The sequence below is a fragment of the Streptomyces sp. S063 genome, assembly GCF_002832675.1.
Classification (GTDB): domain Bacteria; phylum Actinomycetota; class Actinomycetes; order Streptomycetales; family Streptomycetaceae; genus Streptomyces; species Streptomyces sindenensis.
In genome coordinates this window covers 3,015,049-3,039,698 of record NZ_CP021707.1, presented here as the reverse complement: position 1 = coordinate 3,039,698, position 24,650 = coordinate 3,015,049, and the positions used below count along the sequence as shown (strand labels likewise).

At 73.3% G+C, this 24,650-nt stretch carries 21 protein-coding genes and 2 pseudogenes; 14 read left to right on the top strand and 9 right to left on the bottom strand.

Going from position 1 to position 24,650, the window contains the following annotated elements; genetic code table 11:
• Positions 1-25: 25 nt before the first annotated feature.
• Positions 26-2,947: a GNAT family N-acetyltransferase gene (locus CCZ36_RS13725; protein WP_128817755.1), complete on the top strand. Its 2,922-nt coding sequence runs from the start codon at positions 26-28 to the stop codon at positions 2,945-2,947.
• An 86-nt stretch (positions 2,948-3,033) separates the two neighbouring features.
• Here the strand turns inward: CCZ36_RS13725 and CCZ36_RS13720 are convergent, their stop codons facing one another.
• Together CCZ36_RS13720 and CCZ36_RS13715 are read right to left on the bottom strand one after the other, a co-directional pair.
• The gene (locus CCZ36_RS13720; protein WP_069742126.1) at positions 3,034-3,510 is read right to left on the bottom strand and encodes a sel1 repeat family protein; all 477 of its coding nucleotides are present in this window, start codon (positions 3,508-3,510) and stop codon (positions 3,034-3,036) included.
• 56 nt (positions 3,511-3,566) lie between these two features.
• Complete coding sequence (locus CCZ36_RS13715) at positions 3,567-5,156, bottom strand: CehA/McbA family metallohydrolase (protein ID WP_128819484.1); 1,590 nt, start codon at positions 5,154-5,156, stop codon at positions 3,567-3,569.
• A gap of 123 nt (positions 5,157-5,279) precedes the next feature.
• Here CCZ36_RS13715 and CCZ36_RS13710 point away from each other — a divergent pair, with 123 nt between their 5' ends.
• Together CCZ36_RS13710 and CCZ36_RS13705 are read left to right on the top strand one after the other, a co-directional pair.
• Entirely contained in the window at positions 5,280-6,125 is an 846-nt protein-coding gene (locus CCZ36_RS13710) for an LLM class F420-dependent oxidoreductase (protein WP_069737122.1), read from the top strand.
• Positions 6,126-6,239: 114 nt separating this feature from the next.
• Positions 6,240-7,724, top strand: a complete 1,485-nt coding sequence (locus CCZ36_RS13705; protein ID WP_069737123.1) for a peptidoglycan D,D-transpeptidase FtsI family protein — start codon at positions 6,240-6,242, stop codon at positions 7,722-7,724.
• A 202-nt stretch (positions 7,725-7,926) separates the two neighbouring features.
• Here the strand turns inward: CCZ36_RS13705 and CCZ36_RS13700 are convergent, their stop codons facing one another.
• Positions 7,927-8,526, bottom strand: a complete 600-nt coding sequence (locus CCZ36_RS13700; RefSeq protein WP_128817754.1) for a TetR/AcrR family transcriptional regulator — start codon at positions 8,524-8,526, stop codon at positions 7,927-7,929.
• Positions 8,527-8,595: 69 nt separating this feature from the next.
• Between CCZ36_RS13700 and CCZ36_RS13695 the strand changes: the two genes are divergently transcribed.
• Together CCZ36_RS13695 and CCZ36_RS13690 are read left to right on the top strand one after the other, a co-directional pair.
• Positions 8,596-9,852: an FAD-dependent monooxygenase gene (locus tag CCZ36_RS13695; protein WP_128817753.1), complete on the top strand. Its 1,257-nt coding sequence runs from the start codon at positions 8,596-8,598 to the stop codon at positions 9,850-9,852.
• Complete coding sequence (locus tag CCZ36_RS13690; protein WP_237302658.1) at positions 9,846-10,310, top strand: LIC_13387 family protein; 465 nt, start codon at positions 9,846-9,848, stop codon at positions 10,308-10,310. Before CCZ36_RS13695 ends, CCZ36_RS13690 begins: the two co-directional genes overlap by 7 nt.
• A 111-nt stretch (positions 10,311-10,421) precedes the next feature.
• Here the strand turns inward: CCZ36_RS13690 and CCZ36_RS13685 are convergent.
• Positions 10,422-10,547, bottom strand: a pseudogene (locus CCZ36_RS13685) (SMP-30/gluconolactonase/LRE family protein); the annotation flags it as partial.
• A gap of 12 nt (positions 10,548-10,559) precedes the next feature.
• On the opposite strand from CCZ36_RS13685, the pseudogene CCZ36_RS13680 reads away from it, so the two are divergent.
• A pseudogene (locus tag CCZ36_RS13680) lies at positions 10,560-10,652 on the top strand (Lrp/AsnC family transcriptional regulator); the annotation flags it as partial.
• A gap of 21 nt (positions 10,653-10,673) precedes the next feature.
• On the opposite strand, the gene CCZ36_RS13675 reads toward CCZ36_RS13680, so the two are convergent.
• Positions 10,674-11,432: an HAD family hydrolase gene (locus CCZ36_RS13675; RefSeq protein ID WP_128819480.1), complete on the bottom strand. Its 759-nt coding sequence runs from the start codon at positions 11,430-11,432 to the stop codon at positions 10,674-10,676.
• Between the two features lie 150 nt (positions 11,433-11,582).
• On the opposite strand from CCZ36_RS13675, the gene CCZ36_RS13670 reads away from it, so the two are divergent.
• On the top strand, positions 11,583-14,171 hold the full coding sequence (locus CCZ36_RS13670) for a bifunctional FO biosynthesis protein CofGH (protein ID WP_128817752.1): 2,589 nt from the start codon (positions 11,583-11,585) through the stop codon (positions 14,169-14,171).
• Between the two features lie 49 nt (positions 14,172-14,220).
• Here CCZ36_RS13670 and CCZ36_RS13665 read toward each other — a convergent pair whose 3' ends face one another.
• Positions 14,221-14,487: a hypothetical protein gene (locus CCZ36_RS13665; RefSeq protein ID WP_237302657.1), complete on the bottom strand. Its 267-nt coding sequence runs from the start codon at positions 14,485-14,487 to the stop codon at positions 14,221-14,223.
• A gap of 25 nt (positions 14,488-14,512) precedes the next feature.
• Here CCZ36_RS13665 and CCZ36_RS13660 point away from each other — a divergent pair, with 25 nt between their 5' ends.
• Positions 14,513-15,208, top strand: coding sequence for a class I SAM-dependent methyltransferase (locus tag CCZ36_RS13660; RefSeq protein WP_128817751.1), 696 nt, complete (start codon positions 14,513-14,515; stop codon positions 15,206-15,208).
• 18 nt (positions 15,209-15,226) lie between these two features.
• On the opposite strand, the gene CCZ36_RS13655 is transcribed toward CCZ36_RS13660, so the two are convergent.
• Positions 15,227-16,276: an aldo/keto reductase gene (locus tag CCZ36_RS13655; protein ID WP_069737129.1), complete on the bottom strand. Its 1,050-nt coding sequence runs from the start codon at positions 16,274-16,276 to the stop codon at positions 15,227-15,229.
• Between the two features lie 514 nt (positions 16,277-16,790).
• Between CCZ36_RS13655 and CCZ36_RS13650 the strand changes: the two genes are divergently transcribed.
• Positions 16,791-17,648, top strand: coding sequence for an NPP1 family protein (locus tag CCZ36_RS13650; protein WP_128817750.1), 858 nt, complete (start codon positions 16,791-16,793; stop codon positions 17,646-17,648).
• Positions 17,649-17,661: 13 nt separating this feature from the next.
• Here the strand turns inward: CCZ36_RS13650 and CCZ36_RS13645 are convergent, their stop codons facing one another.
• Positions 17,662-18,627 (bottom strand): GlxA family transcriptional regulator, encoded by a 966-nt coding sequence (locus CCZ36_RS13645; RefSeq protein WP_443069841.1) that lies wholly within the window; start codon positions 18,625-18,627, stop codon positions 17,662-17,664.
• Positions 18,628-18,737: 110 nt separating this feature from the next.
• Between CCZ36_RS13645 and CCZ36_RS13640 the strand changes: the two genes are divergently transcribed.
• The gene (locus CCZ36_RS13640; protein ID WP_335755844.1) at positions 18,738-19,676 is read left to right on the top strand and encodes an NAD(P)-dependent oxidoreductase; all 939 of its coding nucleotides are present in this window, start codon (positions 18,738-18,740) and stop codon (positions 19,674-19,676) included.
• A 40-nt stretch (positions 19,677-19,716) separates the two neighbouring features.
• On the opposite strand, the gene CCZ36_RS13635 is transcribed toward CCZ36_RS13640, so the two are convergent.
• On the bottom strand, positions 19,717-20,652 hold the full coding sequence (locus CCZ36_RS13635) for a TetR/AcrR family transcriptional regulator (protein WP_128817749.1): 936 nt from the start codon (positions 20,650-20,652) through the stop codon (positions 19,717-19,719).
• 72 nt (positions 20,653-20,724) lie between these two features.
• Here CCZ36_RS13635 and CCZ36_RS13630 point away from each other — a divergent pair, with 72 nt between their 5' ends.
• From CCZ36_RS13630 to CCZ36_RS13615, 4 genes are all read left to right on the top strand, one after another.
• Positions 20,725-21,123 carry a hypothetical protein gene (locus CCZ36_RS13630; protein ID WP_128817748.1) on the top strand — a complete coding sequence of 133 codons (399 nt, stop codon included), beginning with the start codon at positions 20,725-20,727 and terminating at the stop codon, positions 21,121-21,123.
• Positions 21,124-21,490: 367 nt separating this feature from the next.
• Positions 21,491-23,887: a tetratricopeptide repeat protein gene (locus tag CCZ36_RS13625; protein ID WP_128817747.1), complete on the top strand. Its 2,397-nt coding sequence runs from the start codon at positions 21,491-21,493 to the stop codon at positions 23,885-23,887.
• A 42-nt stretch (positions 23,888-23,929) separates the two neighbouring features.
• On the top strand, positions 23,930-24,199 hold the full coding sequence (locus CCZ36_RS13620) for a CopG family transcriptional regulator (protein ID WP_069742174.1): 270 nt from the start codon (positions 23,930-23,932) through the stop codon (positions 24,197-24,199).
• Positions 24,196-24,633 carry a type II toxin-antitoxin system VapC family toxin gene (locus CCZ36_RS13615; protein WP_069737136.1) on the top strand — a complete coding sequence of 146 codons (438 nt, stop codon included), beginning with the start codon at positions 24,196-24,198 and terminating at the stop codon, positions 24,631-24,633. Before CCZ36_RS13620 ends, CCZ36_RS13615 begins: the two co-directional genes overlap by 4 nt.
• The last annotated feature ends 17 nt before the right edge of the window (positions 24,634-24,650 follow it).

The following is a 24,650-nucleotide window of genomic DNA, read 5'->3' as shown; positions in this document are numbered from 1 at the left end:
CCGGGAGCAGGGGACGGGCAGGGCGATGACCGCTGGCGTCGACGGCGAGAGGCCGGGCGAGAGACGGAACCGGGCGCGGGGCGAGGAGCCCGGGGGACACGAGGTCTTCAGGGACGACTGGGGGATCCCCCACCTGCGGGCCGCCGACGCCCTCGCGCTGGCCCGCGCGCAGGGCCACGCCACCGCCCTCGACCGGGCCTGGCAGCTGGAGACCGAGCGGCACCGGGTGCTCGGCACCAGCGCCTCCCACCTCGGCGCGGACGCCGTCGACTGGGACCGGTTCGTCCGGCGGGCCCGGATCGCCGACACCGCCCGCCGCTGCTTCGACCGCCTCGCACCGCAGACCGCCGCCTGGGTGACGGCGTACGTCGACGGCGTCAACGAAGGCCTCGCCGAAGGGGCCGCGCAGGCACCCGAGTTCGTCGCCGTGGGCCTCGCGCCCGGCCGCTGGGAGCCCTGGACCCCGCTCGGCGTCTGGCTCTCCACCCACATCCTGTTCGCGGGGTTCCCGACCAAACTCTGGCGCGAAGAGGTGGCCCGTCGGCTCGGCGAGCACCGGATGACCCTCTTCGCCACCGACGGCCCCGGCACGGCGGGCAGCAACGGCTGGCTGCTCACCGGCGCCCGCACCGCCACCGGCGCCCCGATCGTCGCGGGCGACCCGCACCGCTTCATCGAGGACCCCGGCGTCTACCAGCAGATCCGCCTCGCCTGCCCCGAGTTCGACGTCGTCGGCCTCGCGGTCCCCGGCATCCCCGGCATCGCCCACTTCGGGCACACCGGCCACGTCGCCTGGGCGATCACCAACGCCATGGCCGACTACCAGGACCTCTACCGGGAGCGGTTGCGCCGCACCCCGGACGGCGGAGTGGAGGCGCTCGGCCCGGACGGCTGGTACCGGGCCCACGCCCACACCGAGACGATCGAGGTGGCGGGGGCGGAGCCGGAGCAGGTCGAGGTGATCGAGACGGACCGGGGGCCGGTGATCATCGGAGGCGACCCCGAGTCCACCGCCTCCGGGGAGGGCATCAGCCTGCGCTACCCGCCCCGCGTCACCGGCGAGCTCGGCTTCGACGCGCTCCCCGCGCTGCTCGGGGCCCGTACGGTCGCCGATGTCGACACCGCTCTCGACCGCTGGGTCGAACCCGTCAACGTGGTCCTCGCCGCCGACACCGCCGGAGGCACCCTGCACCGCGTCGCCGGGCACGTACCCGTGCGCCCGTACGCCAACCGGCTGCGGGTCGTTCCCGCCGAGGACCCGGCGTACGCCTGGCGCGAGGGCGAGGCCGTCCCCCTGCCCCGTACCGAGGTCGACCGCTCCGACAGCTCCGGCGGCTCCGACGGCGGCGGCTCCGACGGGATCGCGGTGATGGCGAACGAGCGCGGCCTCGCCGCCCCGCTCGGCGTCGAGTTCGCACCCCCGCACCGGGCCCGCCGGATCCGGGAGGTGCTCGACGCGGACACCGACTGGACCTCCGACGCCCAGGCCGCCGTCCACACCGACACCCTCCTCGCCTCCTCCCGCCCCCTGCTGTCCCTGCTCGCCGAGGCCCCCGGCCTCGGCCCCGCCGCCGACCACCTCCGGGGCCGGCTGCTGCGCTGGGACCGCCACATGGACGCGGACAGCACCGACGCGACCCTCTACGCCCGCCTGCGCGGCGACGTCGTCCACCGGCTGGCCGCCCACCCCGCCCTGAAGAGCCTCACGGGCGAGGACGACCCCTGGCGCTCGCCCGCCTACCCCGCGCTCTTCCGCCCCTGGCTCGCCGCCGTTCCCCGGATCGGCTACGCCCTGGAGAGCCTGCTCACCGTCGGACTCCTGCCGTACGAGGACCGGCTGGCGCTCGTCGCCGCCTCGGCCGAGGCCGTCGCGGGGGCGGCCGAGGAAACCCCGCCCGGCCCGTGGGGCGAGGTGCACCGGCTCTCCCCCTGGCAGGCCCTCCCGGACCGCACGCCCGCCGGCTCCGACAGCGCTGACGGCTCCCTCGGCTCCGTCGGTTCCGGCGCGGAGGCGATCCGGCCGGGGGTCGCGGGCGACCACGACTGCGTGCTGTCCACCTCCAGCGTCCCCGGCGTCACCGATCTGTTCGCCCGGGGCCCGGCCGCCCGGTACGTCTGGGACCTGGCCCGTCGCGAGGACAGCCGGTGGGCGGTCCCGTTCGGCGCGTCCGGAGTCCCCGGATCCGCCCATCACCGCGACCAGACGCCCCTGTGGGTACGGGGTGAGCTCGCCCCGGTCGTCACGGACTGGAACCTGCTGCACCGCACGACGCACCACAGCACGACGCACCACAGCACGACGCACCACCGCACGACGTCCCACCGCACGACGCGCCATCCCGAGGAGAACCCCGCCGTGACCGTTGCCGAACCCGTCGCCCCCGCCCTCCGCCCGGCCGTCCACGAGCAGAAGGTCGAGGGCTTCGGCACCGTCCGTCTCGTCCCGGTCGAACCGGCGGCCGACGCCGAGCTGCTGCACGGCTGGGTCACCGAGGAGCGGGCCCGCTTCTGGGGCATGGCCGACCACACCCGCGAACAGGTCCGGGAGATCTACGAGTTCGTCGACTCGCTCCCCACGCACCACGCCTACCTCGCCCTGCGCGACGGGGTCCCGGCCGCGCTCTTCCAGACGTACGAGCCGGACGCCGACCCGGTCGGCGAGTGCTACGACGTACAGCCCGGAGACTTCGGCGTCCACCTGCTGATCGCCCCCGCCGAGGGCGAAGGAGCGGTGAAGGGGTACACGGAGGCCCTGCTCACCGCGTTCATCGCCTATATCTTCAGCGACCCGTCCCACCTGCGGGTCATCGTGGAACCCGACACCCGCAACGAGAAGGCGATCGCCCGGATGGTCCGGATCGGGTTCGAGCTGGGCCCGGAGATCCGGAAGCCGGAGAAGACGGCCCGGCTCGCGTTCCTGACGAGGGCGGCGCTGGGACTGGCGTAACGGAGTCGCGGGCGTAACAACGTTCCGGGGCGACGGCCATCTGTCGTCACGGCCGTCTGTTTCAACGGCCCTCCGGCGCAGCGGAGTCACGGAGCCGGGTCCGCCCCGTCCGGGTGCAGCTCGCCGCCCGGGCGGAACAGCCGCCTGGCCACCGCGTGCCCGCGCTCCGCCGCCATCCGGAACCACGGCTCCGCCGCCGCCAGACCTTCGCGCTGCTCGACCAGGCGGCCCAGCTCCCACATCGACTCCACGTCACCGGCCTTCACCGCCTGCCGCAGCAGCCGCTCGGCCGTGTCGGGGCGCCCCTCGGCACGGGCGGTGAGGGCCAGCGTCCGCAACCCCCGCACCGCCCGGGCGTCCCCGGCCGCGGCCGCGGCCGCCAGCGCGCGCGGATCGGCGGGGCGGCGGTACCGGTTGCCCAGGATCAGCAGGATTCCCAGCACCCACATGATCCAGCTCAGGCTGATCAGCGTGCCGTTGCCGGTGATCACCCCGGTCAGGCTCAGCGCACCGCCCGCCGGCAGCAGGAAGTACCCCAGCCCCGGCCCCACTCCCGGTCCCATGCCCGCTCCTCTCCGCCCGGCCTCTCCGCCAGGCGTGCTTCGTTCCTTCCCGCCTCTCAGCCCGCCGTACCGGTCTTCGCGTCGAGGAACACCGGATTGGTGAGCGCCGCGAACGCGCCCGGCAGCCCGGGGACGGCCGGTGCGTGCCGGACCTCGGCGCGCACGTACGCGGCGTGGGCGGGGGTCGTACGCCACTCCACCACGCCGGCACCCGCCGCGGGCAGCGGGGAGGTCAGCAGGACCCCCTGATCGGTGACCAGGCGCACCGTGCAGTCGGCGGCCGCCCCCGACACCTCCAGCCGTACGGTCACGGGAGCGTCCGCCGCCGCCCGCAGCCGCTCGCCGATGCCCGCGTGCCCGCCCCGCCCGTCCGTCGCCGCGAAGGACAGGGTCAGGGCGGCGGACTCGGCGAGATAGGAGCGGCCCGCCCGGATGCCGGCGAGGACAGCCCGCCGCGACAGCGACTCGGCCAGGACGACGGTCTGCGGGTGGCCCACCCGGTCCGGCTCGCGGTGCGCGTCGCTGTTGCCCATGGCGGGGAGCCAGCGCGTTGGTCCGTCGCCGCCGTCGCCCGGGTTCCGTACGGCGGCCACCAGCGCGTTGTCCCACTCCGCGAGGGCGACCTCGTCGTCCGGGGTCCAGGGTCCGTTCCACACCTCGACCGCGTCGGCGTCGGCGAAACCGAACTTCCAGGTGCAGCCGATGCACGTGGCGTGCGGATGGGCGGGCACGACAAGCCCTCCGGCCCGCCGCACCTGGTGCGCGTACCGGCCGAAGCGGTGGTCGCGGGCCCGGTAGCGCCAGTCGACGAAGACGCCCGGGTCGGTGCCGACGGCCAGCACGTGCCCGTTGCGGGTGGTGATCTCCTCTCCGGTCAGGATCAGCAGGTCGTCACCCCACAGCCCTTCCCACGCGGCGTGCGCGGAGGTGGTGTTGTGCTCGCTGCTGTTGATGAAGTCGAGCCCGGCGGCCCGCGCGGCGGCGGCCACCTCGGCCGGGGTGCGCCGGCCGTCGGAGTGGACGGAGTGGACGTGGCAGTCGCCCCGGTACCAGGCCCGGCCGCGCCCCTTGGCCCGCTCGGGCGGGTGGACCGGCGCGGGCGTGCGGGCCGGCTCGCCGAAGCGGAGGGTGACGGTCACCTCGTACGGAAGGCCCTCGGGGGCGACGGTGTAGGGGGCCAGGGCGATGTGCCAGGTTCCGGGGCGTACGGGGCCGGGGAGGTAGCCCGGGGTCGCGTCGTCGGACCGGACGAAGAACGAGGTGCGCGCCCCGCCGGACCAGCCCCGGAAGCCGCGCCCGCCCAGGGCCGTACCGCGTTCGTCGAAGAGGCCGATGTCGAGCGCGTTGCCCTGGGCGCCGGGCGGGACGGGCGGTCTGCCGTACGTATAGGAGACGGCGAACTCGGCCGCCCCGCGCGGGACCTCGACCGGGAGGTACACGTAGTCGGGCGAGCCGGCGGGCAGGGTCCCGCGCACGGTCCGGGTGCGGTGGGTGCCGTCGGCGCCGGGCCCCGGGCGGCCCTCTGAGCGGTCCTCGGCGTGGGCGAAGTTCACGGTGGCCAACGTCAGGCCGGTGGCGGCGGTCGCGGCGAGGAGGCCGCGCCGGTTCACGGCGGTGTTCACGACGGGGTTCACGGCGGGGTTCATGGCCGTCACGGTCTCGGATTTCGCCGACATACGGCTTACGTTGGCGCTTCGCACGGACGACGTACAGAAGGACGACGTAACAAGACGCCGTAGGGAACGGCGACGACCACGGAGGTGGCTTCGATGCGGATTTGCACCACGATCTTCCTCACCGACGAGACGGTGACCCCGGTCCGGCTCGCCCGCGAGCTGGAGCAGCGGGGGTTCGGCGGGCTGTATCTGCCCGAGCACACGCACATCCCGGTGAGCCGCCGTACGCCGTACCCGATGGGCGGTGAGCTGCCCCGGGAGTACGGCCGCACCCTGGACCCGTTCGTCGCCCTCGGCCAGGCCGCCGCCGTCACCGAGCGCCTGGCCCTGGGCACCGGCATCACGCTGGTCGCCCAGCACGACCCGATCGACCTGGCCAAGCAGGCGGCGACCCTGGACCATCTCTCCGGCGGCCGGTTCACGCTCGGCGTCGGGTACGGCTGGAACGTGGAGGAGGCCGCCGACCACGGGGTGGAGTGGGCGACGCGCCGGGACCGGGTCCGGGACCGGATGGCGCTGATGCGGGCCCTCTGGGCGGACGAGCCCACCGGATACGCGGGCGCGTCCGGCTCGGTGCAGGCCAGCGAGGCACACCCGAAGCCCTTCCAGCGGCCCCGCGGCCCGGTCAACGGCCCGCGCACCCTGATCGGCGGCGGCGCGGGCCCGAAGCTGTTCGCGCACATCGCGGAGTACGCCGACGGCTGGCTGCCCATCGGCGGAGGGGGCCTCACGCAGTCCCTGCCGAAGCTGCGGGCGGTGTGGGAGGAGGCCGGGCGGGACCCGAAGAGCCTCCAGGTGGTGCCGTACGCGGTCCTGCCGAGCCCCGGGAAGCTCGCCCACTACGCGGAGCTGGGCATCGAGGAGGTCGTGCTCCAGCTGCCCCCGGCGGACGAACCGGAGGTGCTGCGGACCCTGGACGCGTACGCCGCGTACCTCTGACCTCCGCGCAGGGGCCCTCCGGGGCCGCCGGTGCAACCGGGCCCGCCGACAAGGCATCCTTACTCACCGGGGAACGCATACGCGGGCCGGAGGTCCGCCCGGGTGGGGAGTGGAATGAACAGGCCGTTGCGGCACATAGCCATCTTCTGCGGGCTGCTGGTGCTGGCCCTGCTGCTGCGGGTGAACTGGCTCCAGCACGTCGACCGCCAGGAGCTGGCCCAGCACGAGAAGAACGCCCGGGTGCGGTTCGAGCGGTTCTCCACCCCGCGCGGCGACATCATCGTCGGCGGGAAGGCGATCACCGGGTCGAAGGAGACCGAGAGCCGGGACTACGCGTTCCGCCGGACCTACAAGAACGGTCCGATGTACGCGCCCGTCACCGGCTACGCCTCCCAGTCCCGGGGCACCTCGCTGCTGGAGCGGACCTACGACGGCATCCTCAGCGGCCAGGACGACCGGTTCGCCTTCCGGCACGCCAAGGACGTCCTGACGGGGCAGCCCCGGCGCGGCGGCGATGTGATCACCACGATCGACGCCAAGGCGCAGAAGGCCGCCTACAAGGGACTGACGGACCTGGGCGCCCGGGGCGCGGTGGTCGCCCTGGACCCGCGCACCGGAAAGGTGCTGTCACTGGTCTCCACCCCCTCGTACAACCCCGAGGTCTTCGCCGGCATCACGTACAAGGAGAGCGAACGCTTCACCGCGCTGGAGAAGAAGAAGGGCAAGCCGCTGGCCAACCGCCCGCTGCGCGAGACGTACCCGCCCGGCTCCACCTTCAAGATCCTCACGGCCGCGGCGGCGCTGGAGCACGGCGTGGTCACCGACGTGGACGCCCGGACGGACGCGGTCTCGCCGTACCCGCTGCCGCTCTCCTCCAACAAGATCGGCAGCGAGGCGGGCGACGCCGTGTGCAGCAAGGCGTCCATGAAGACCGCCATGCAGTACTCCTGCAACAACGTCTTCCTCGACGCCGCCGCCGAGCTGGGCGAGGACCGGATGCGGGAGACGGCGGAGAAGTTCGGCTTCAACGAGGACGTGTACGCGGACGAGTTCGGCGACATGCTCGCCACGAAGAGCCTCTACCCGCCGAAGCTCGACAAGCCCGGCACGGCCCTCACCGGCATGGGCCAGGGCAGCCTGACCAGCACCCCGATGCAGATGGCGATGGTCACGGCGGCCCTCGCCAACGACGGCAAGCTGATGCAGCCCTACATCGTCGACGAGCTGCGCGGCCCGGACCTCTCCACGCTGGAGAAGAACGAGCCGATGGAGATGAGCCAGGCCGTCTCGCCGGAGACGGCGAAGAAGGTCCAGGAGATGATGGAGCACACCGCGAAGGAGGGCAGCGCCCAGCGCGCCCTGATCGACGGTGTCACGGTCGGCGGCAAGACGGGCACCGCCCAGCGTGGCGTGAACGTCCGCGACGAGGTCCCGTACGGCTGGTTCGTCAGCTACGGCAAGAAGGACGACGGACGTTCGGTGGCGGTCGCGGTGTTCATCGACCCGACGGACATGGACATCTCCCGCTCGGACATCTCGGGCGGCCGGCTGGGCGCCCCGATCGCGAAGAGCGTGATGCAAGCGGTGCTGGGGGACTGAGGGGGCGCTCACTTCAGCCCGTCCGGCGCGGGCCCGTGATCCCAGCCCGTCCGGCGTTTGAGGACGGAACCCCTGTTCGGGTGTGCGGAGCGAGACGAGGCCCTGGGGCGCATGCTCCCGGCCGGGACCACCCGGGCCCACCTGGACGGTTCCGTCCTCAATCGCCGGACGGGCTGAAACGGCCGCGCGCGTTCTCGTGCCCTCAGGGGGCGAGCAGGGCGGTGAGCATCCGCCGTACGACCAGGGCCAGTTCGGCCGGGTCCGGTGCCGGGCGGCTCGCGGCCGGGGCGCCGACGATGCGGTCGTACAGCAGGCCGTCCGTCCAGGCGACGAGCAGGTCCGCCGCCTGTTCCGGATCGGGGGCGCCGAGCGACGCCAGCAGGGCGGCGGCCCTGGCGCGTGCGGCGCGGCCGGCGGTCTCCAGGTCGGCGCGGAGTTCCGGGCGGCGGGTCGCCTCCAGGCTCAGCTCGAAACGGGCCAGTTGGCGGTCCCGTTCCGTGGTCAGCCAGCGGTGCAGCAGTGCGGCCAGGGCCTCGGCGGCGGAGTCCGGGTCCGGGACCCCGTGCCGCTCCTCCCAGCGGTCCACGTCGGTGACCGTCAGCGTGGCCAGGCGGAGGTAGCAGGCGCTGATCAGGGCGGATCGCGTGCGGAAGTAGTACGACGTACTTCCGACGGGCAGCCCCGCCGCCGTGTCGACCGCGCGGTGGGTCAGGCCGCGCAGACCTGCGGCGGCCACCGTGGCGATGGCGGTGTCGGCGATCAGGTCCCGGCGGTCGGGGAGGGGAGGAGGCATGGTCCGCACTCTATAGGTGTAGAGTGCCGACCACGGCCCTCTACGGATGTAGAGGGCGTGCGTGGGGAGGCGGTCCTTATGGGTGTTCGACATGCTGTCGTGGCCGGAGGCGGGATCGGCGGCCTGACCGCCGCGGTGGCGCTGAGCCGTCGCGGATGGCGGGTGACCGTGTGCGAACGGGCCTCCGCCCTCACGGGGATCGGAGCGGGCATCGTGCTCGCCCCCAACGCCCTGCGTGCCCTGGAGTCGATCGGCCTGGGGCCCGCGGTGTCGGCGGGCGAGCCCCTGGCCGGTGTGCTCGGACTCCGTACCCCCGACGGGGCGTGGCTGAGCCGGACCGGCGCCACGGCCTCCCGCTACGGGCCTCCCGCCCGCGCCGTCCACCGCGGCTTTCTGATCGACGCCCTCGCCGCCGCCCTGCCGCCCGGTGCGCTGCGCCTCGGCGTCTCGGTGGGCGGGGTGGTCGAGGCCGCCGAGGGTGCGGTCGTGGTGCGTACGTCGGCGGGGGAGCTGCGGGCCGATGCGGTCGTGGCGGCCGACGGACTGCGCAGCGCGCTCCGGGGACAGCTCTTTCCCCGGCACCCCGGTCCGCGCTACGCCGGTGAGACCGGCTGGCGGGCGGTGCTGTCCGGCGCCGGCCTGCCCGCGCTCCCGGCCGCCGAGACCTGGGGGAAGGGGGAGCGGTTCGGGATCGTCCCCCTCGCCGACGGCCGGGTCTATGTGTACGCGACCGCCGTCACCGGCCCCGGTACGCGGCCGGCCGACCACCGTGCGGAGCTGATCCGCCGCTTCGGCGCCTGGCACGATCCGATCCCGGCACTGCTGGAGCGGCTGGACCGGCGCGAGCCCGGCCCCGTGACCGTCCTCCACCACGACTTCCACGAACTCGCCGAGCCCTTGCCCCGGTTCCACTCCGGCCGGGTGGCCCTGCTCGGTGACGCCGCCCATGCGATGACACCCAACCTGGGTCAGGGCGGCTGCCAGGCCATCGAGGACGCGGTCGTCCTGGCGCACCTCCTCGCGGGCGGCACCGGCGTACCGGCCGCGCTCGCCGCCTATACGGAGGCCCGGCACGGGCGCACGACGCGGATCAGCCGCCGTTCCCGGCGCATGGGGGACCTCGCCCGGCTCTCCCATCCCCTGGCGGTCTCCGTCCGCAACTTCGCCGTACGGGCCACGCCGTCGGCAGTCACGACACGAGGGCTGGACACGCTCCTCGGCTGGCAGCCCCCGCCCGGCCCGGCCCCGTCCGGCCCGACCTCGCCCGGCCCGGTCCCTGGTTCTGCCCGGGCCGGGCGCCGGTCCGTCGGCATCGAGGAGGAGCAGCAGTGGTGAACACCGCGCTGCCCGCCCGGACTTCCACCGGAGCGGACCCCGTACGGCCCTTCAGGATCGGCGCGTACGGCTTCGTCGTGCTCGGGGCCGGTCACCTCGCCTTCACCGCCGCAGGGGCCTCGGCCACCCCGACCCCCGAGCAACGTGCGGCCGACACGGCGATGCGGGAGTCCACCTTCACCCTGCTCGGCCTGGAGCGCACCACCCTCGACGTCACCCACGGCATGAGCATCGCCATGGCTCTCTTCGTCATCGCCTGTGGTCTGCTGATGCTCGCCGCCGTCCGCCACGCCCCTCACCTCGTCCGGCGGCGGACCGCCTTCGGCCGGGTGTCCCTGGTGACCTCCCTGGCCGCTTTCGGGCTTGCGCTGCTCCTGTTGCCCGCCCCGCCGATCGTCATCCTGCCCATCACCAGCTGCGCGTTCGCCTTGTCGCTGCGGAGAGGAGCCGCGGACTGACGTACGGGCGGGGCCTGTGGACGTCCGGGCGCTCGCCGACCGCCGTACCGCCCCGTTCTGAGCCCCGCCCTCCGCCCCGCCCTCCGCGAAGACCCGGCCGCCCGACAGCTCCGCGTCCTCCCGCACGTCGAAGACGCGGATCACGTTGTCCTTGGTGTCGGAGACGTACAGCCTCTGCTCGTCCGGCGAGAGCACCAGCCCGTTCGGCGCGCCGAAGCAGTCCGCCGCCAGGTGCACTTCGCCCGTGGCGGGATCGACGGGGTCAGCGGTACACAGGCCACGGTCGTGCTGGAGACGTTCTTCGAGCGCCCGGTACCGCTGGAGCCCACGGCCGAGGCGTAACTCCGCCCAGGAGCAACCGCCTCAGCGCACCGACCGCAACGTGCCCCGCCGCACGACTTTCGCCTCCACCGAAGCCGAGGCCGAAGCCGAGCCCGGCTCGGGGGCGGCGCCCGGGTCCGGGGCCGATGACACACCACCGGGCCCCTGCCCCACCAGCCCCACCAACTCCGTCAACGCGTCGATGCGGAAGTCCGCCGTCTCCACCACGTCCGGGTGGTCCGCCCACCAGTGCCCGTACGGCCCCCGCCGCAGATGCGCCGTCCGCAGCCCCGCCGCGGCGGCCGGGAACAGGTCGTCGGCCGGGTGGTCGCCCACGTACAGCGTCGCCTCCGGGGCCGCGCCCGACGCCTCGGCCACCCGTGCGAAGAACTCCGGGTCCGGCTTCCGTACGCCCCACTCGTCCGAGGTGACCACCAGGTCGGCGGGCAGGTCGAGCCCCCGCAGCAGCTCCCCGGCCCGAGCGGTGCCGTCCCCCGCCACCACGACCCGCACGCCCGCGGCCCGCAGTTCGCCCAGCGCGGGCCGGACGTCCTGGTAGAGGTCCGACTCGTCGAGGTGTTCGCCGCGCCCGGCGGCGGCCCGCGCGCGACAGGCCTCCTCGACGTCCATGCCGGGCCTCAGGATCCGCAGCGCGTCCGTGGGCTCGCGGCCCTGGGAGACCGCCGCGCCCACCAACGCACTGAGCGTGTGCGGTGGTACGCCGAGCCAGTCGGCCCAGGACGCCCAGTGCCGGTCGTCGCGTACGAGGGTTTCGCCGATGTCGAGGACGATCGTTTCCATCACCGCTCCGACATTAGGCGCGCGGACGCCGTCAAGCGGCGCATGTCCGGGTGAGTCGGCCCGCACGAGTGACCACGGCCACCTCCCGACCGGCGGTTTCTCCACCGAGGCCCTGGTCCGGCGCAAGCGCCTCGCTCGTATGCTCGGTTCATGACCGATCCCGATCCTCAGAGCGGACGTCCCACCACCAACGCCATGCGGCGCGCGCTCAAACGTGCCCGAGACGGTGTCGCCCTCGATGTGACCGAGGCCGCCGTCCTGCTCCAGGCGCGCGGCGACGACCTCAGGGATCTGGCCGCGTCCGCCGCCCGCGTCCGGAACGCGGGCCTGGAGGCCGCGGGCCGGCCGGGCGTGATCACGTACTCCCGCAAGGTCTTCATCCCGCTCACCCGCCTCTGCCGCGACCGGTGCCACTACTGCACTTTCGTCACCGTCCCCGGCAAGCTGCGTCGTGCGGGGCACGGCATGTTCCTGTCCCCCGACGAGGTGCTGAAGATCGCCCGCGAGGGTGCGGCGATGGGCTGCAAGGAAGCGCTGTTCACGCTCGGCGACCGACCCGAGGACCGGTGGCCGGAGGCGCGGGAGTGGCTGGAGGCGGAGGGGTACGACGACACGCTCGCGTACGTACGGGCCATGGCGATCCGGGTCCTGGAGGAGACGGGCCTGCTGCCCCACCTCAACCCGGGCGTCATGACCTGGACCGACCTTCAGAGGCTGAAGCCCGTCGCCCCCTCGATGGGGATGATGCTGGAGACGACGGCGACCCGCCTGTGGTCCGAGCCGGGCGGACCGCACCACGGCTCCCCGGACAAGGAACCGGCCGTACGGCTGCGCGTGCTCGAAGACGCGGGGCGCTCCAACGTCCCCTTCACCACCGGCATCCTGATCGGGATCGGCGAGTCGTACGAGGAGCGCGCCGACTCCCTCTTCGAGCTGCGGAAGACGGCCCGCGCCTACCACGGTATCCAGGAAGTCATCGTGCAGAACTTCCGCGCCAAGCCGGACACGGCGATGCGCGGCATGCCCGACGCCGAGCTGGAGGAGCTGGCCGCAGCCATCGCGGTGGCCCGGCACATCCTCGGCCCCTCCGCCCGGATCCAGGCCCCGCCGAACCTGGTGGACGCCGAGTACGCGCTCCTCATCGGCGCGGGCATCGACGACTGGGGCGGGGTCTCACCCCTCACCCCCGACCACGTCAACCCCGAGCGCCCCTGGCCGCACATCGACGAACTGGCCCGGAAGACGGCGGACTCGGGCTTCCAGCTCCGCGAACGCCTCACCATCTACCCGGAGTTCATCCAGCGCGGCGAGCCCTGGCTCGACCCCCGGCTCCTCCCGCACGTCCGCGCCCTGGCCGACCCGGAGACGGGCCTCGCCCGCGAGGACGCGATCCCCGCCGGCCTGCCCTGGCAGGAGCCGGACGAGGGCTTCACCTCCTCCGGCCGCACCGACCTGCACGCCACCATCGACACCGAGGGCCGCACGGGCGACCGCCGCGACGACTTCGACGAGGTGTACGGGGACTGGGAGGCGCTCCGCGAGGCGGCGGCCCCCGGCATGGTCCCGTCCCGCATCGACGCCGACGTACGCCAGGCACTGAGCCAGGCGGCCGACGACCCGACGAAGCTCACGGACGACCAGGCCCTCGCCCTGCTCCACGCGGACGGCACGGCGCTGGACGAGCTGTGCCGGATCGCGGACGCGCTGCGCCGGGACGTGGTCGGCGACGACGTCACGTACATCGTCACGCGGAACATCAACTTCACCAACGTCTGCTACACCGGCTGCCGTTTCTGCGCCTTCGCCCAGCGCCGCACGGACGCCGACGCGTACACCCTCTCGCTGGACCAGGTCGCGGACCGGGCGGCGCAGGCGTGGGACGTCGGCGCGGTCGAGGTCTGCATGCAGGGCGGGATCCACCCGGACCTGCCCGGCACGGCGTACTTCGACATCGCGCGGGCGGTGAAGGAACGCGTCCCCGGCATGCACGTCCACGCGTTCTCGCCCATGGAGGTCGTCAACGGGGCGACCCGCACCGGGATGTCGATCCGCGACTGGCTGACCGCCGCCAAGGAAGCGGGACTTGACTCCATCCCCGGCACGGCGGCGGAGATCCTGGACGACGAGGTCCGCTGGGTCCTCACCAAGGGCAAGCTGCCCACGGCCACCTGGCTGGAGGTCATCAGAACAGCCCACGAGGTGGGCCTGCGCTCGTCCTCGACGATGATGTACGGGCATGTCGACCAGCCCCGGCACTGGCTCGGCCACTTCCGCACCCTGGCCCGACTCCAGCAGGAGACGGGCGGGTTGACGGAGTTCGTCACGCTCCCCTTCATCCACACCAACGCCCCGGTCTACCTGGCCGGCATCGCCCGCCCGGGCCCGACGGCCCGCGACAACCGCGCCGTCACCGCGATGGCGCGGCTCCTCCTCCACCCGCACATCACCAACATCCAGACGAGCTGGGTGAAGCTCGGTACGGAGGGCGCGGCGGAGATGCTCCGCTCGGGCGCGAACGACCTGGGCGGCACGCTGATGGAGGAGACCATCTCCCGGATGGCCGGGTCGAGTTACGGCTCGTACCGCTCGATCCAGGACCTGAAGGCCATCGCCGACCTTGCGGGCCGCCCGTCCCGCCCCCGTACGACGCTCTACGGCGAGGTCCCGGCCGAGCGCATCGCGGCGGCCACGGCGTCGGACGGGCACCTGCCGGAGCTGCTGCCGGTGCTGCCGAACTGAGGGAGTTGTGGGCGGGGTGGGCCCGAGGTCGCCCCCACCCCGCCCCCGCTCAGCAGCCCATGGCGGCGAGTCCGGTCGGCAGGTACGACCGGACGAACCGCTCGATGTCTTCGCTGTGGTCGCCCTCGGTGTTCGGCAGCCCCAGGTCGAGGATGTAGTTCCTTCCGGCCTTCGGGCACGGGGCCATCACCACGGACCGGGTGGGGGAGACCACGGCGTTGTCGCTGACGTCCCGGTCGCAGGCCTTGCTCGGGACGGTGTACTCCTCCGCACCCCCGCATCCCGAGATGCCGGCCAGGTCACCGTAGCCGCCCACTCCGGGGCAGGCGTAACGTCGCGGGATGACGAACCCCACCCTCCGGGATGAGCAAGCGGGCGCGCACCTGGACGCGATCCGGCAGTCGTACGACACCGTCGCCACCGACTACGCCCGCTTCGTGAAGGACCCCGGCGCGCTGGACCCGGTGTCGCGCGCCGTCCTGACGGCCTTCGCCGAGTCCGTGACGGCGTCCGGTCTCGGCCCGACGGCGGACGTGGGCTGCGGACCGGGCAAGGTGACCGCGTTCCTGACCGGACTGGGTGTCTCCGCCTTCGGGATCGACCTGTCACCGAGGATGATCGACCTGGCCCGCGCCGCACACCCGGAGCTGCGCTTCGAGGTCGGCTCGATGACGGCGCTGGAGTCGGGCGACGGCGAACTCGGCGGTGTCCTGGCGTTCTACTCCACCCACCACCTGCCGCCGACCGAACTGCCGTCTGTTTACCAGGAGTTCCACCGGGTGCTGGCCCCCGGCGGGCACCTGCTCCTCGTCACCCGGGTCGGCGAGGAGGAGCATCAGCGCCGTACGTACGGCTACGGCGACGGCGACCCCGCACCCTTCGACAGCTACCGACTGCCCGCGGACCGGATCGCCGGGCTGCTGGAGCGGGCCGGCTTCGCGATCACGGCGCAGACGCTGCAAGCGCCGGAGGAGGGCGCGAAGCGGCCGGTGGCCGGCTTCCTGGCGAGAAAGCCGGCCACGGCGAAAGCACCGTAGAAGTGCCTCCTACCGGGCTCACGCCGCCGAGCGTTCGCCCACGGGCCGCCTGCGCAGGCCGACATCGGTGAGGGAGGGCGGGGTCCACACGCCGTCCGGCGGGTAGACGTCGGTGCCGGGGGCGACGATGGCGTCGATACGGTCGAGCGTCTCGTCGTCCAGCGTGAGCGAGGAGCCCTTCAGCAGCCCCTCCAGCTGTTCCATCGTGCGCGGGCCGATGATGACCGAGGTGACGGCGGGGTGGGCGAGGGGGAAGGCGACCGCCAGCTCGGGCAGGGTCGTCCCGATGCTGTCGGCCACGGCGACGAGCTGCTCGACGACGTCCAGCTTGGCGGCGGTCAGCGGGGCCTCCGGGTCGAACCGGTGCGGATGCAGTGCCGCCCGCCCGCTGGTCAGGTCGATGGCCCCGCCCTTGCGGTACTTCCCGGTCAGGAAGCCGGAGGCCAATGGGGACCAGGTCAGCACGCCCATCCCGTACCGCCGGCAGGTCGGCAGGACGGCCCGCTCGATGCCCCGGGCGAGGATCGAGTACGGCGGCTGCTCGGTCCGGAACCGGCCGAGGCCGCGCCGCTCGGCGACGACGTGTGACTCCACGATCTCCTCGGCCGGGAACGTCGAGCAGCCGAAGGCGCGGATCTTCCCCGCCCGCACGAGGTCGGTCAGCGCGGAGAGGGTCTCCTCGATGTCCGTGGTGTGGTCGGGGCGGTGGACCTGGTAGAGATCGATCCAGTCGGTGCCGAGGCGACGCAGACTCTCCTCGACCTCCTTGACGATCCAACGCCTGGAGTTCCCGCCTCGGTTGGGACCTTCGCCCATCGGGAAGTGGACCTTGGTGGCGAGGACGACGTCGTCGCGCCGCCCCTGCAGCGCCTTGCCGACGATGGTCTCGGACTCACCGGCGGAGTACATGTCCGCCGTGTCGACGAAGTTGATGCCCGCGTCGAGGGCGGCGTGGATGACGCGTACGGAGTCGGCGTGGTCGGGGTTGCCGACCGAACCGAACATCATCGTGCCGAGACAGTGCGCGCTGACCTCGATGCCGGTGCCGCCGAGTGTGCGGTAGAGCATGGTCGAGCTCCCTGGTGGGTGCGGGTGGCTGGGACGGGATCCGGATCCGTGCGCGCACTGTAGGACTTCGAGCGCACTCGATGGCAAGCGCGCCGCCCGCCCCGACCTCGTCCTTACGGGAGGCAGCCCTCCGCTTCCATGGCGACGGGCGGTTGGGAGCGCCGGAACTCTTCCAGGATGCGACGGCGCTCTTCAGCTACTTCGCGTCCCACGAGGGATCGTGCTTGTCGGTCACCAGGGCTTGGTACCGGGCCCGGGCTGGGCCCTCGCCTTCCTCCCACTCGCCCCACGCCATGAGTCCTCCGTGAAGCCGTACGTCGCTTCTTCTTCCGCTCTGCGGCTGCCTGTTCACCCACGTTGTCTTTGCTCCTTGATCGTTTGCTGGGCGGGCGACTGCTGGATGACGCCGGGCAGACGGGGGGCGGCCTTCCGTTTCTTTCTGTCATGGCCCGGGCAATTCTTGCGGGAGTCACACCTGTCGTGACGTGCTGCCGAGTCAGGAGCGATATAAGTCATGCGAACCCCGTCGATGCCGGATTTCCCCCGTAAGGTCCGCAGGAAGGCGGCCCCGGCCGTGGTCGGCTCACTTCCCGTGCGCAACCGAAGAGTCGGCCGCACCGCCACCACCCTCGCCGCCGCAGGCCTCCTCGTGCTGGGCACCGCCTCCACCGCCCACGCCGACCCGCCGGGCAGCCTCCCCCAGAACGCGGGTAGTTACGAGCAGGCCTTCTCGCCCGCCTACGACTACGACGGCGACGGCTGCTACGCCACCCCCGCCATCGGCCCGGACGGCACCCTCGCTCCCGGGCTCAGGACGACCGGCGCGATCAACGGCAGTTGCCGGGACCGGTGGGACCTGGACAACTCCCAGACGTACGCCCGCTCCACGTGCAACAACGGCTGGTGCGGCATCGTCTACGCGAGCTACTTCGAGAAGGACCAGGCCGTCCACGGCAGTGGGCTCGGCGGGCACCGGCACGACTTCGAGCACGTCATCTCCTGGGTCAACCAGGCGTCCAACCAGGTGGATTACGTCTCGACCACCCAGCACAGCACCGTCAAGACCTATCCGCGCTCGCAGGTGCGGTTCGACGGTTCGCACCCCAAGGCCGTCTACCACAAGGACGGTCCGAGCACGCACTTCTTCCGGCTCGCCAACGGCAACGACGAGCCGCCGGAGAACCACTACGGCAACTGGCGCTACCCCCCGATCGTCGACTGGAACGGCTTTCCCAGCACGGAGTTGCGCGACAAGCTCATGAACGCCGACTTCGGGGCCGCGACCATCAAGGTCACCGACAAGGACGACCGCTTCCGTAACCTCCTCAACAACTCCAAGCCCGCCGGGATCCCCTTCGACCCCTGGGCCTGAGGGCTGCGGGCCATTACGCCGGAGGGAAGGCGCGTCGGTAGTCGCTCGGCGAGACCCCGATCTGCTTGAGGAAGTGGTGGCGGAGGTTGTTCGCGGTGCCCAGGCCGCTCAGCTCACCGATGCGGGAGATCGGCAGGTCCGTCGATTCCAGCAGGCCCTGGGCGCGCCGCAGTCGCTGGTTGAGCAGCCATTGCAGCGGAGTCACCCCGGTGGCCGCCTGGAGCCGCCGGTAGAGGGTGCGCGGGCTCATCGCGGCCCGCCGGGCCAGGTCCTCGACCGTCAGCGGGCGGTCGAGGTGCGCCCGGGCCCAGTCCAGTACGGGTGCCAGCCCCTTGTCGTCGGTGGCGGGCACGGGCTGCTCGATGAACTGGGCCTGGCCTCCCGGACGGTGGGCCGGGACCACCATCCGGCGGGCCAGCTGGTTCGCCACGTGCGCGCCGAGGTCGCGGCGTACGAGGTGGAGGCAGAGGTCGAGCCCGGCGGTCAGCCCGGCGCTGGTGAGGACGTCGCCGTCGTCCACGTACAGCACCGAGTCGTCGACCCTTACCTTCGGGTAGCGCGCCGCGAGTTGCGACGTGTGCAGCCAGTGGGCGGTGGCGCGGCGGCCGTCCAGGATGCCGGCCTCGGCGAGCGCGAAGGCGCCCGTGCAGAGGGAGACCATGCGGGCACCCGCGTCGTGGGCGCGGCGCAGGGCCGTGATCAGTTCCGGCGGCAGCGGCCGGCCTTCGTCCACGCAGGGGTCGGGCACCGAGGGCACGATGACCGTGTCGGCCGCGGCGAGATCGGCGAGGCCGTAGGGGGTGTGCAGGGACAGCCCGGCCCCGTCGTGCGCGGCGGAGCCCGGCTCCCGCATGCCGCACAGCCGCAGGTCGTACCAGGGGTCCGCCAGGTCGGGCTGCGGCTTCCCGAACACCGTGCAGGGGATGCTCAGTTCGTACAGGTCCCAGGAGGGGAGGTGCATCTCCTCGGTCACGACCACGGCCACGGAACCAGCGTTCATGCGACTCAGCCTATGGCAGGAATTTGGTGGCACCCGTCACCGCTGTCACTTCTCCCGGCCTTCCCGTCCTGCGAGCGTGGTCGTACGTGATCAACCGGCCCGGACGTGGGCAGAGGCAGCAGAGGCAAGGGAGTTGGCGGGACATGGGTACCGAGCGTGCGGCCGTGACGGTCATCGGACTGGGGCAGATGGGATCGGCGCTGGCCGCCACCCTGCTGGAGCGGGGCCACCCGACCACCGTGTGGAACCGTTCGGCTGAGAAAGCGCGGCCGCTGGTCGACCGGGGCGCGCGGCAGGCCGCGACGCCCGAGGAGGCCGTCGCGGCGAGCCCGCTGATCATCGTGTGCGTCCTGGACCACGACGCCCTGCACGCCACCCTCGACCCCGTCGCGGACTCCCTCGCGGGCACATCCCTGGTCAACCTCACCTCCGGCTCCCCCGAGCAGGCCCAGGAAGCCGCCGTGTGGGCCCGTTCGCACTCCGCCGACTACCTCGACGGCGCGATCATGACCACCCCGCCGGGTGTCGGCAGCCCCGAGATGATGTTCCTCTACAGCGGCTCGCGGACCGTCCTCGACACCCACCGCCCGGCCCTGGAAGCCCTGGGCGACCCCCTGCACCTGGGCGCCGAACCCGGCCTGGCCTCCCTCTACGACGCCGCGCTGCTCGGCCTGATGTGGTCCACCCTGACCGGCTGGCTGCACGGCACGGCCCTCGTCGGCGCGGAGAGGATCGAGGCCACGGCCTTCACCCCGGTCGCCGTCCGCTGGCTGAGCGCCGTGACCGGGTTCATGACCACGTACGCCGCCCAGGTCGACTCCGGTCACTACCCGGGCGACGACGCCACCGTCGACGTACAGATCGCGACCGTCGACCACCTGCTCCACGCGGCAGCCGCCCGCGGCCTCGACAACGCCCTGCCCGAACTCCTCAAGGCCACCATGGAACGCACCCGCGACGCGGGCCACGGATCCAGCAGCTACGCCAGCGTCATCGAGGTCCTGAGGAAGGGGGCGGGCACCGCCTGACCGCGGCCGAGCCCTCGCGCCGCTGCGGCAACGGGGGCCGTCAGAAGTGCTCCTCCATCAGGTTGTCCAGGTGCTCGACGTCGGCCGGGCGTACGGAGTCCCGCGGCAGGCGGCGCAGGGTGGCGATGTCCGCGGCGTCGAAGAGGCCCGCCGTCGAAAGCTCGCCGAGTGCGTTCAGCTCGCTCTCCAGGCAGTCCGCGTCCTGCTCCAGGACGGCGGCCGAGGCGAGGAGGGAGGCCAGGGTGCGGGCCTCCCTGCGGTCGAAGGACCGCACCCAGTCGGAGATCGTCTCGCACGCCCGCTCCCGGTCCTTCGCCGATTCCGACACGAGGCTCCGGGTGAGGGCGAGCAGATGCTCGTCGCCGACGGAGGGGGAGGCGGCGGTGGTCGTGGTCGCGGCCGCCTCCGGGGGCCGGGACGGGGGACGAGCCTCGTCGTGGCGGGGCAGACCGCGCAGCAGCGTGTCGAGGTAGCGGCCGAACGGCGGCTCCGCCGGGGCACCGCCCGCGGCGGCCAGCCACCGGACCACACCGTGGCCGAAGACGGTCCAGTTCTGCTCGGCCTGCTGTGCGTCGGCGCCGCCCGCGCGGAACGCGACGATCGCTCTGCCGCGCAGCCGCCCGAACGACTCGGGGTGGTGGCGGTGCGGCCGGGCCACGTGCGCGGCGTATCCCGGCACCGCCAGGAACTCGTCGTGCATCGCCCACGCCAGCCGTGTCAGCCAGTCGAACCAGGTCTCGGCATCCGGCTCGTCCGCCGGTAGCACCCGCTCGACCATGACCCCACTGACGAGATCCAGCACGCCGTCGCGATCGGGCACCCACCGGTAGAGCGACGAGTGCGAGACCCCGAGCCTCGTCGCGAGCTCCCGCATGGTGAGCGTCGCGACGTCCCCCCGCAGGGCGGCCTCGGCGATCCGTTCCCGGCTCAGCCGCGGAGGCCGTCCGGGCCGCGCGTTCCCTCCGGTGCTGTTCATCGGGGCAGCGTACGCAAGGGAGGCGCGCTCCTATTAGTGACCAGTGGTCGCTAATGCTGCTACGGTCGCCCGATGGACGTACGGAGAGCGGTACAGGAACCACGGGAGATCGACGCCTCGGGGCTGCCCATGGACCACGCCCAGGCGGTGATCCTCGATGAGTTGCGCGCCCTGACCAACCACGAGGAGCCGTTCGCGGCGATCCTCCTGATGCCCGCACCGCCGGAGGGGCGTACCCCGCCGACGTCCGGCGACGTGCCCTCCGCCGCCGACCGCATCCGGACCCTCAAGTCGATCCGGCCCGGCCTCACGGCCTTCTGCCGCGGGCTCGCCTTCGTCGCGCCGGCGGACCTCCCGGCGGAGCGCGCGGAGGCGATCCACAGCGGTGAGCAACTCTGGGGCTGCCCGACGTCGGCCACGCAGGACGTGGCGGCTGCCCGCGCCTGGGCGGAGGCGCGCATCAGGGAGTGAGGGCTCAGCCCGGAGAGAGCTGAAAGTGGGCCGTCTGTCTCCCGGTAGCCGGGGGGAATCGGCACGAGGCCCGCGCCCTGTCCGGTGAGGACCTGGGCGCGGGCCCCGCGGTGTACGGGGTGGGGTCAGCGCTCGGCCGCGAACTCCACAGGCCGCCCAGGCGGGGGCGGTGATGAGAAGCGCGGGGCCTGCGGGGGCCTTGACGCAGGCCGTGCTGCCCCTGCGGGGACCTTGACGCAGGCCGCGCTGCCCCTGCGGGACGTGCCGCTCTTCGCGCACAGCCGGGGGGTGCGGCTGCCGGACACCGGCGATCGATGGCGGACGGCGGCGGCTCCCGTCGGACCACTGCCGCTGACAGACTGATCCCATGTCGCCGTCCAGCCCCCGCCGCCTCTCCCTCCAGCAGATCGTCGAAAGCCGGCGCCGCGCCGCCTTCGTCGGCCGGGAGGCCGAACTCGGTTTGTTCCGAACCAACTTCATGCTGCCGCCCGAGGACCCCGGGCACCGGTTCGTCTTCCATGTGCGGGGCAACGCCGGGGTCGGCAAGACCTCGCTGTTGCGGGAATGGCGGCAGGCGGCAGGGGAGTTCGGGGCGCTGACCGCATCGGCCGACGAGAGTGCCGACTCCGTGCCGGACGTACTCGCCGCTTTCGCCGCGCAGTTCACCGAGCAGGGGCATCCGCTCAAGGCGCTCGACCGGCTGCTCGCCACCTACCGGCGCGCGCTCCACGAGGCGGCGGGGCGGCTCGCGGCGGACAACGAGGGGTCGGTCGGCGTTCCCTCGCCCGGGGCGCTCGCCGCGGCGCAGGCCGGGCTGATCGCGGCCGGGGCGATACCGGTCGTCGGGGCGCTGGCCGGCGGCCTGGACCCGGCGGTCGTGGCGCGGGGCGCGGGCGGGCTGCGGGCGGTGTTCGGCGGGCGGGCCCGGCAGCAGGAGGAGGCCCGGCTGCTGGCGGAACCGGTCCAGGTCCTCACCCCGGTGTTCGTCGCCGAGCTCGACCGGGTCGCGGACGCCGTGCCCTGGGTCGCCCTGTTCCTGGACACCTACGAGCGCACCGCACCCCAACTGGACCGGTGGCTCGCGGACCTGTTCACCCCCGGGCGGTACGGCGAACTGCCCGCCAACCTCGTCCTCACCCTGGCCGGACAGCGCCGCCTCGACCCCGCGCACTGGGGCGACCGGGGCCGGCTCGTCGCCGACGTGCCGCTGGGCCCGTTCACGGAGGCCGAATCGCGCCAACTCCTCAACGAGCGTGGTGTTATGGCGGAGCCCGTCGTACGGGAAGTGCTCCGGCTCTCCGGTGGGCTGCCGGTCCTGGTGTCGACGCTCGCCGCCAACCCCGGCGCGGCCGGTGAGGCCAACGCGACCGCCGTCGAACGCTTCCTGGCGGGGGAGAGCGACCCGGCCCGCCGGGCGGCCGCGCTCGCCTGCGCGCTGCCCCGCAGGTTCGACGAGGACCTGGTCGCCGTCGCCGTACCGCAGGACGGGCCGCACACCGTGCCCGGGCTCTACGACTGGCTGCTCGAACTGCCCTTCGTCGCCGAGCCGTACAGCGGGCGCTCCCGCTATCACGCGGTCGTCCGGGCCCCCATGCTCCGGCTCCAGCGCACCGGGTCCCCGCAGCGGTGGAAGGCGGCGCACGACCGGCTGGCCGAGGCCTTCGCCGCCCGCCGGGACGCGGCGGCCGAGGGCATCGACCCGGAACGGCTCTGGGCCGAACAGCCCTGGCGCCGGGCGGCTCTGGACGTGCTCTACCACCGGCTGTGCGCCCGTCCCCGCACCGCGCTGCCCGAGGCCCTGCGTGCCGGGATCGACCTCTTCGCCCAGCGGCCGTCCCGCGCCCGGCACTGGGCCCGGACCCTGGTGGACGCGGGCGAGGACGCCGACGACGCCGTACTGCGGGAGTGGGGTCGGGACCTCCTCGCCGCCATAACCGATCACGGCCCGCGCCCCACCGCCGCCCTCGGGCTGCTGCTGACCCGGGCCGAGCTGACCGACCGGGACCGGGCGGCCGCCCTCGTGGTGCGCGCCTGGCAGCATTTCCGGACCGGGGAGCTGGACGCCGCGCTCTCCGACCACGGGCGGGCCATCGCCGTGGACCCGCGCAGCGAACGCGCCCACCAGGGCCGTGCGGTGATCCTGCGGTCCCTCGGCCGCTACGAGGAAGCCCTCGCCGACCTGGACCGGGCCGAGGAGATCGCGCCCGCCTGGGCCTGGGCGGTGCGGGAGAGGGGCGAGACGTACCGGCGGATGGGCCGCCTGGAGGAGGCCCTGGCCGTCCTGGACCGCGCGCACGCCCTGGACCCGTCCGACGCCGTGCCGCTGGGCAGCCGGGGTCTGGTCCGCCATGCCCTGGGCCGGTCCGAGGAGGCGCTGGACGACTTCGACCGGGCGCTCGCCCTGTGGCCGGAGTACGCCTGGGCGCTGGTCCGGCGGGCCCGGGTCCGCACTGCGCTCGGCGACCCGGTAGGCGCCCTCGCCGACCTGGACCGGGCCGAGGAGCTGAACCCCGGGCTGCCCGGGACCGAGGGGGAGCGGGGCGAGGTGTACCGGGCGACGGGCCGGTACGAGGAGGCCGTCGCCTGCTACGGACGGGCGCTGGCCCTGGATCCCGGGTACGCCTGGGCCCACGGCAGCCGGGCCCTCGCTCTGGAGGCCCTGGGGCGGTTGTCGGAGGCACGGGCGGATCTGGACCGGGCGCTGGAGCTGGACCCGGAGTACGGGTGGGCCCGCGCGCAGCGGGAGCGGCTGGGGGCGGGCTGACGGAGAACCGCGCGCATGGTACAGGTCCTGTACCATGCGCGTATGGCGCTGAAACGGACCAATGTGTACGCGGACGACGAGGACCTCGCCCTGATCAAGGAAGCGGCGGGACGCCTGGGCGTGTCCGAGGCGGAGTTGATCCGGGAGGGCATCCATCGGATCGCCCTTGCGCGGCGTGTGTGGGACGAGCCGTTCGTCAGCGACGAGGAGACTTTCGACCTGGGCGGGCCCATCACGCGCGATGACGTACGGGGGGCCGTGAGCGAGGCGTTCGGCGGCCGAGAGCCCCGCGGTCGGGGACACGCCACGTGATCGTCGTCGCCGACACATCCGGGCTGCTCGCCCTCTACAACAGCTCCGATCCGGACCACCTCGCCGCGCGCAAGATCATCGACCAGTGCGGTCTGCTGGTCGCGAGCCCTCTCGTGCTCACCGAGATCCACCACGTGGCGTCCGTCCGGGGAGGCCGCAGGGCCGCCGACCACATCCTGCGCTCGATCAGCAGGCGGATCAGGGAGGCGCGGCTCGTACTGGCACCCCCGACGGCGGAGATCATCGATACGGCACTCGCCGTACGGGCCCGTTACGCGACGCTGAACCTCGATCTGGTGGACGCCGTCAACGTCGCCCTCGCGGCCGAGTACGACACGGACGCGGTGCTGACCCGGGACATCCGGGACTTCCGCGCGCTGCGGCCGCTCGCGGGTCGCTATACGCACTTCCGGATCATGCCGGACGATTTCTGAGGCGTCCCGGGCCGTCC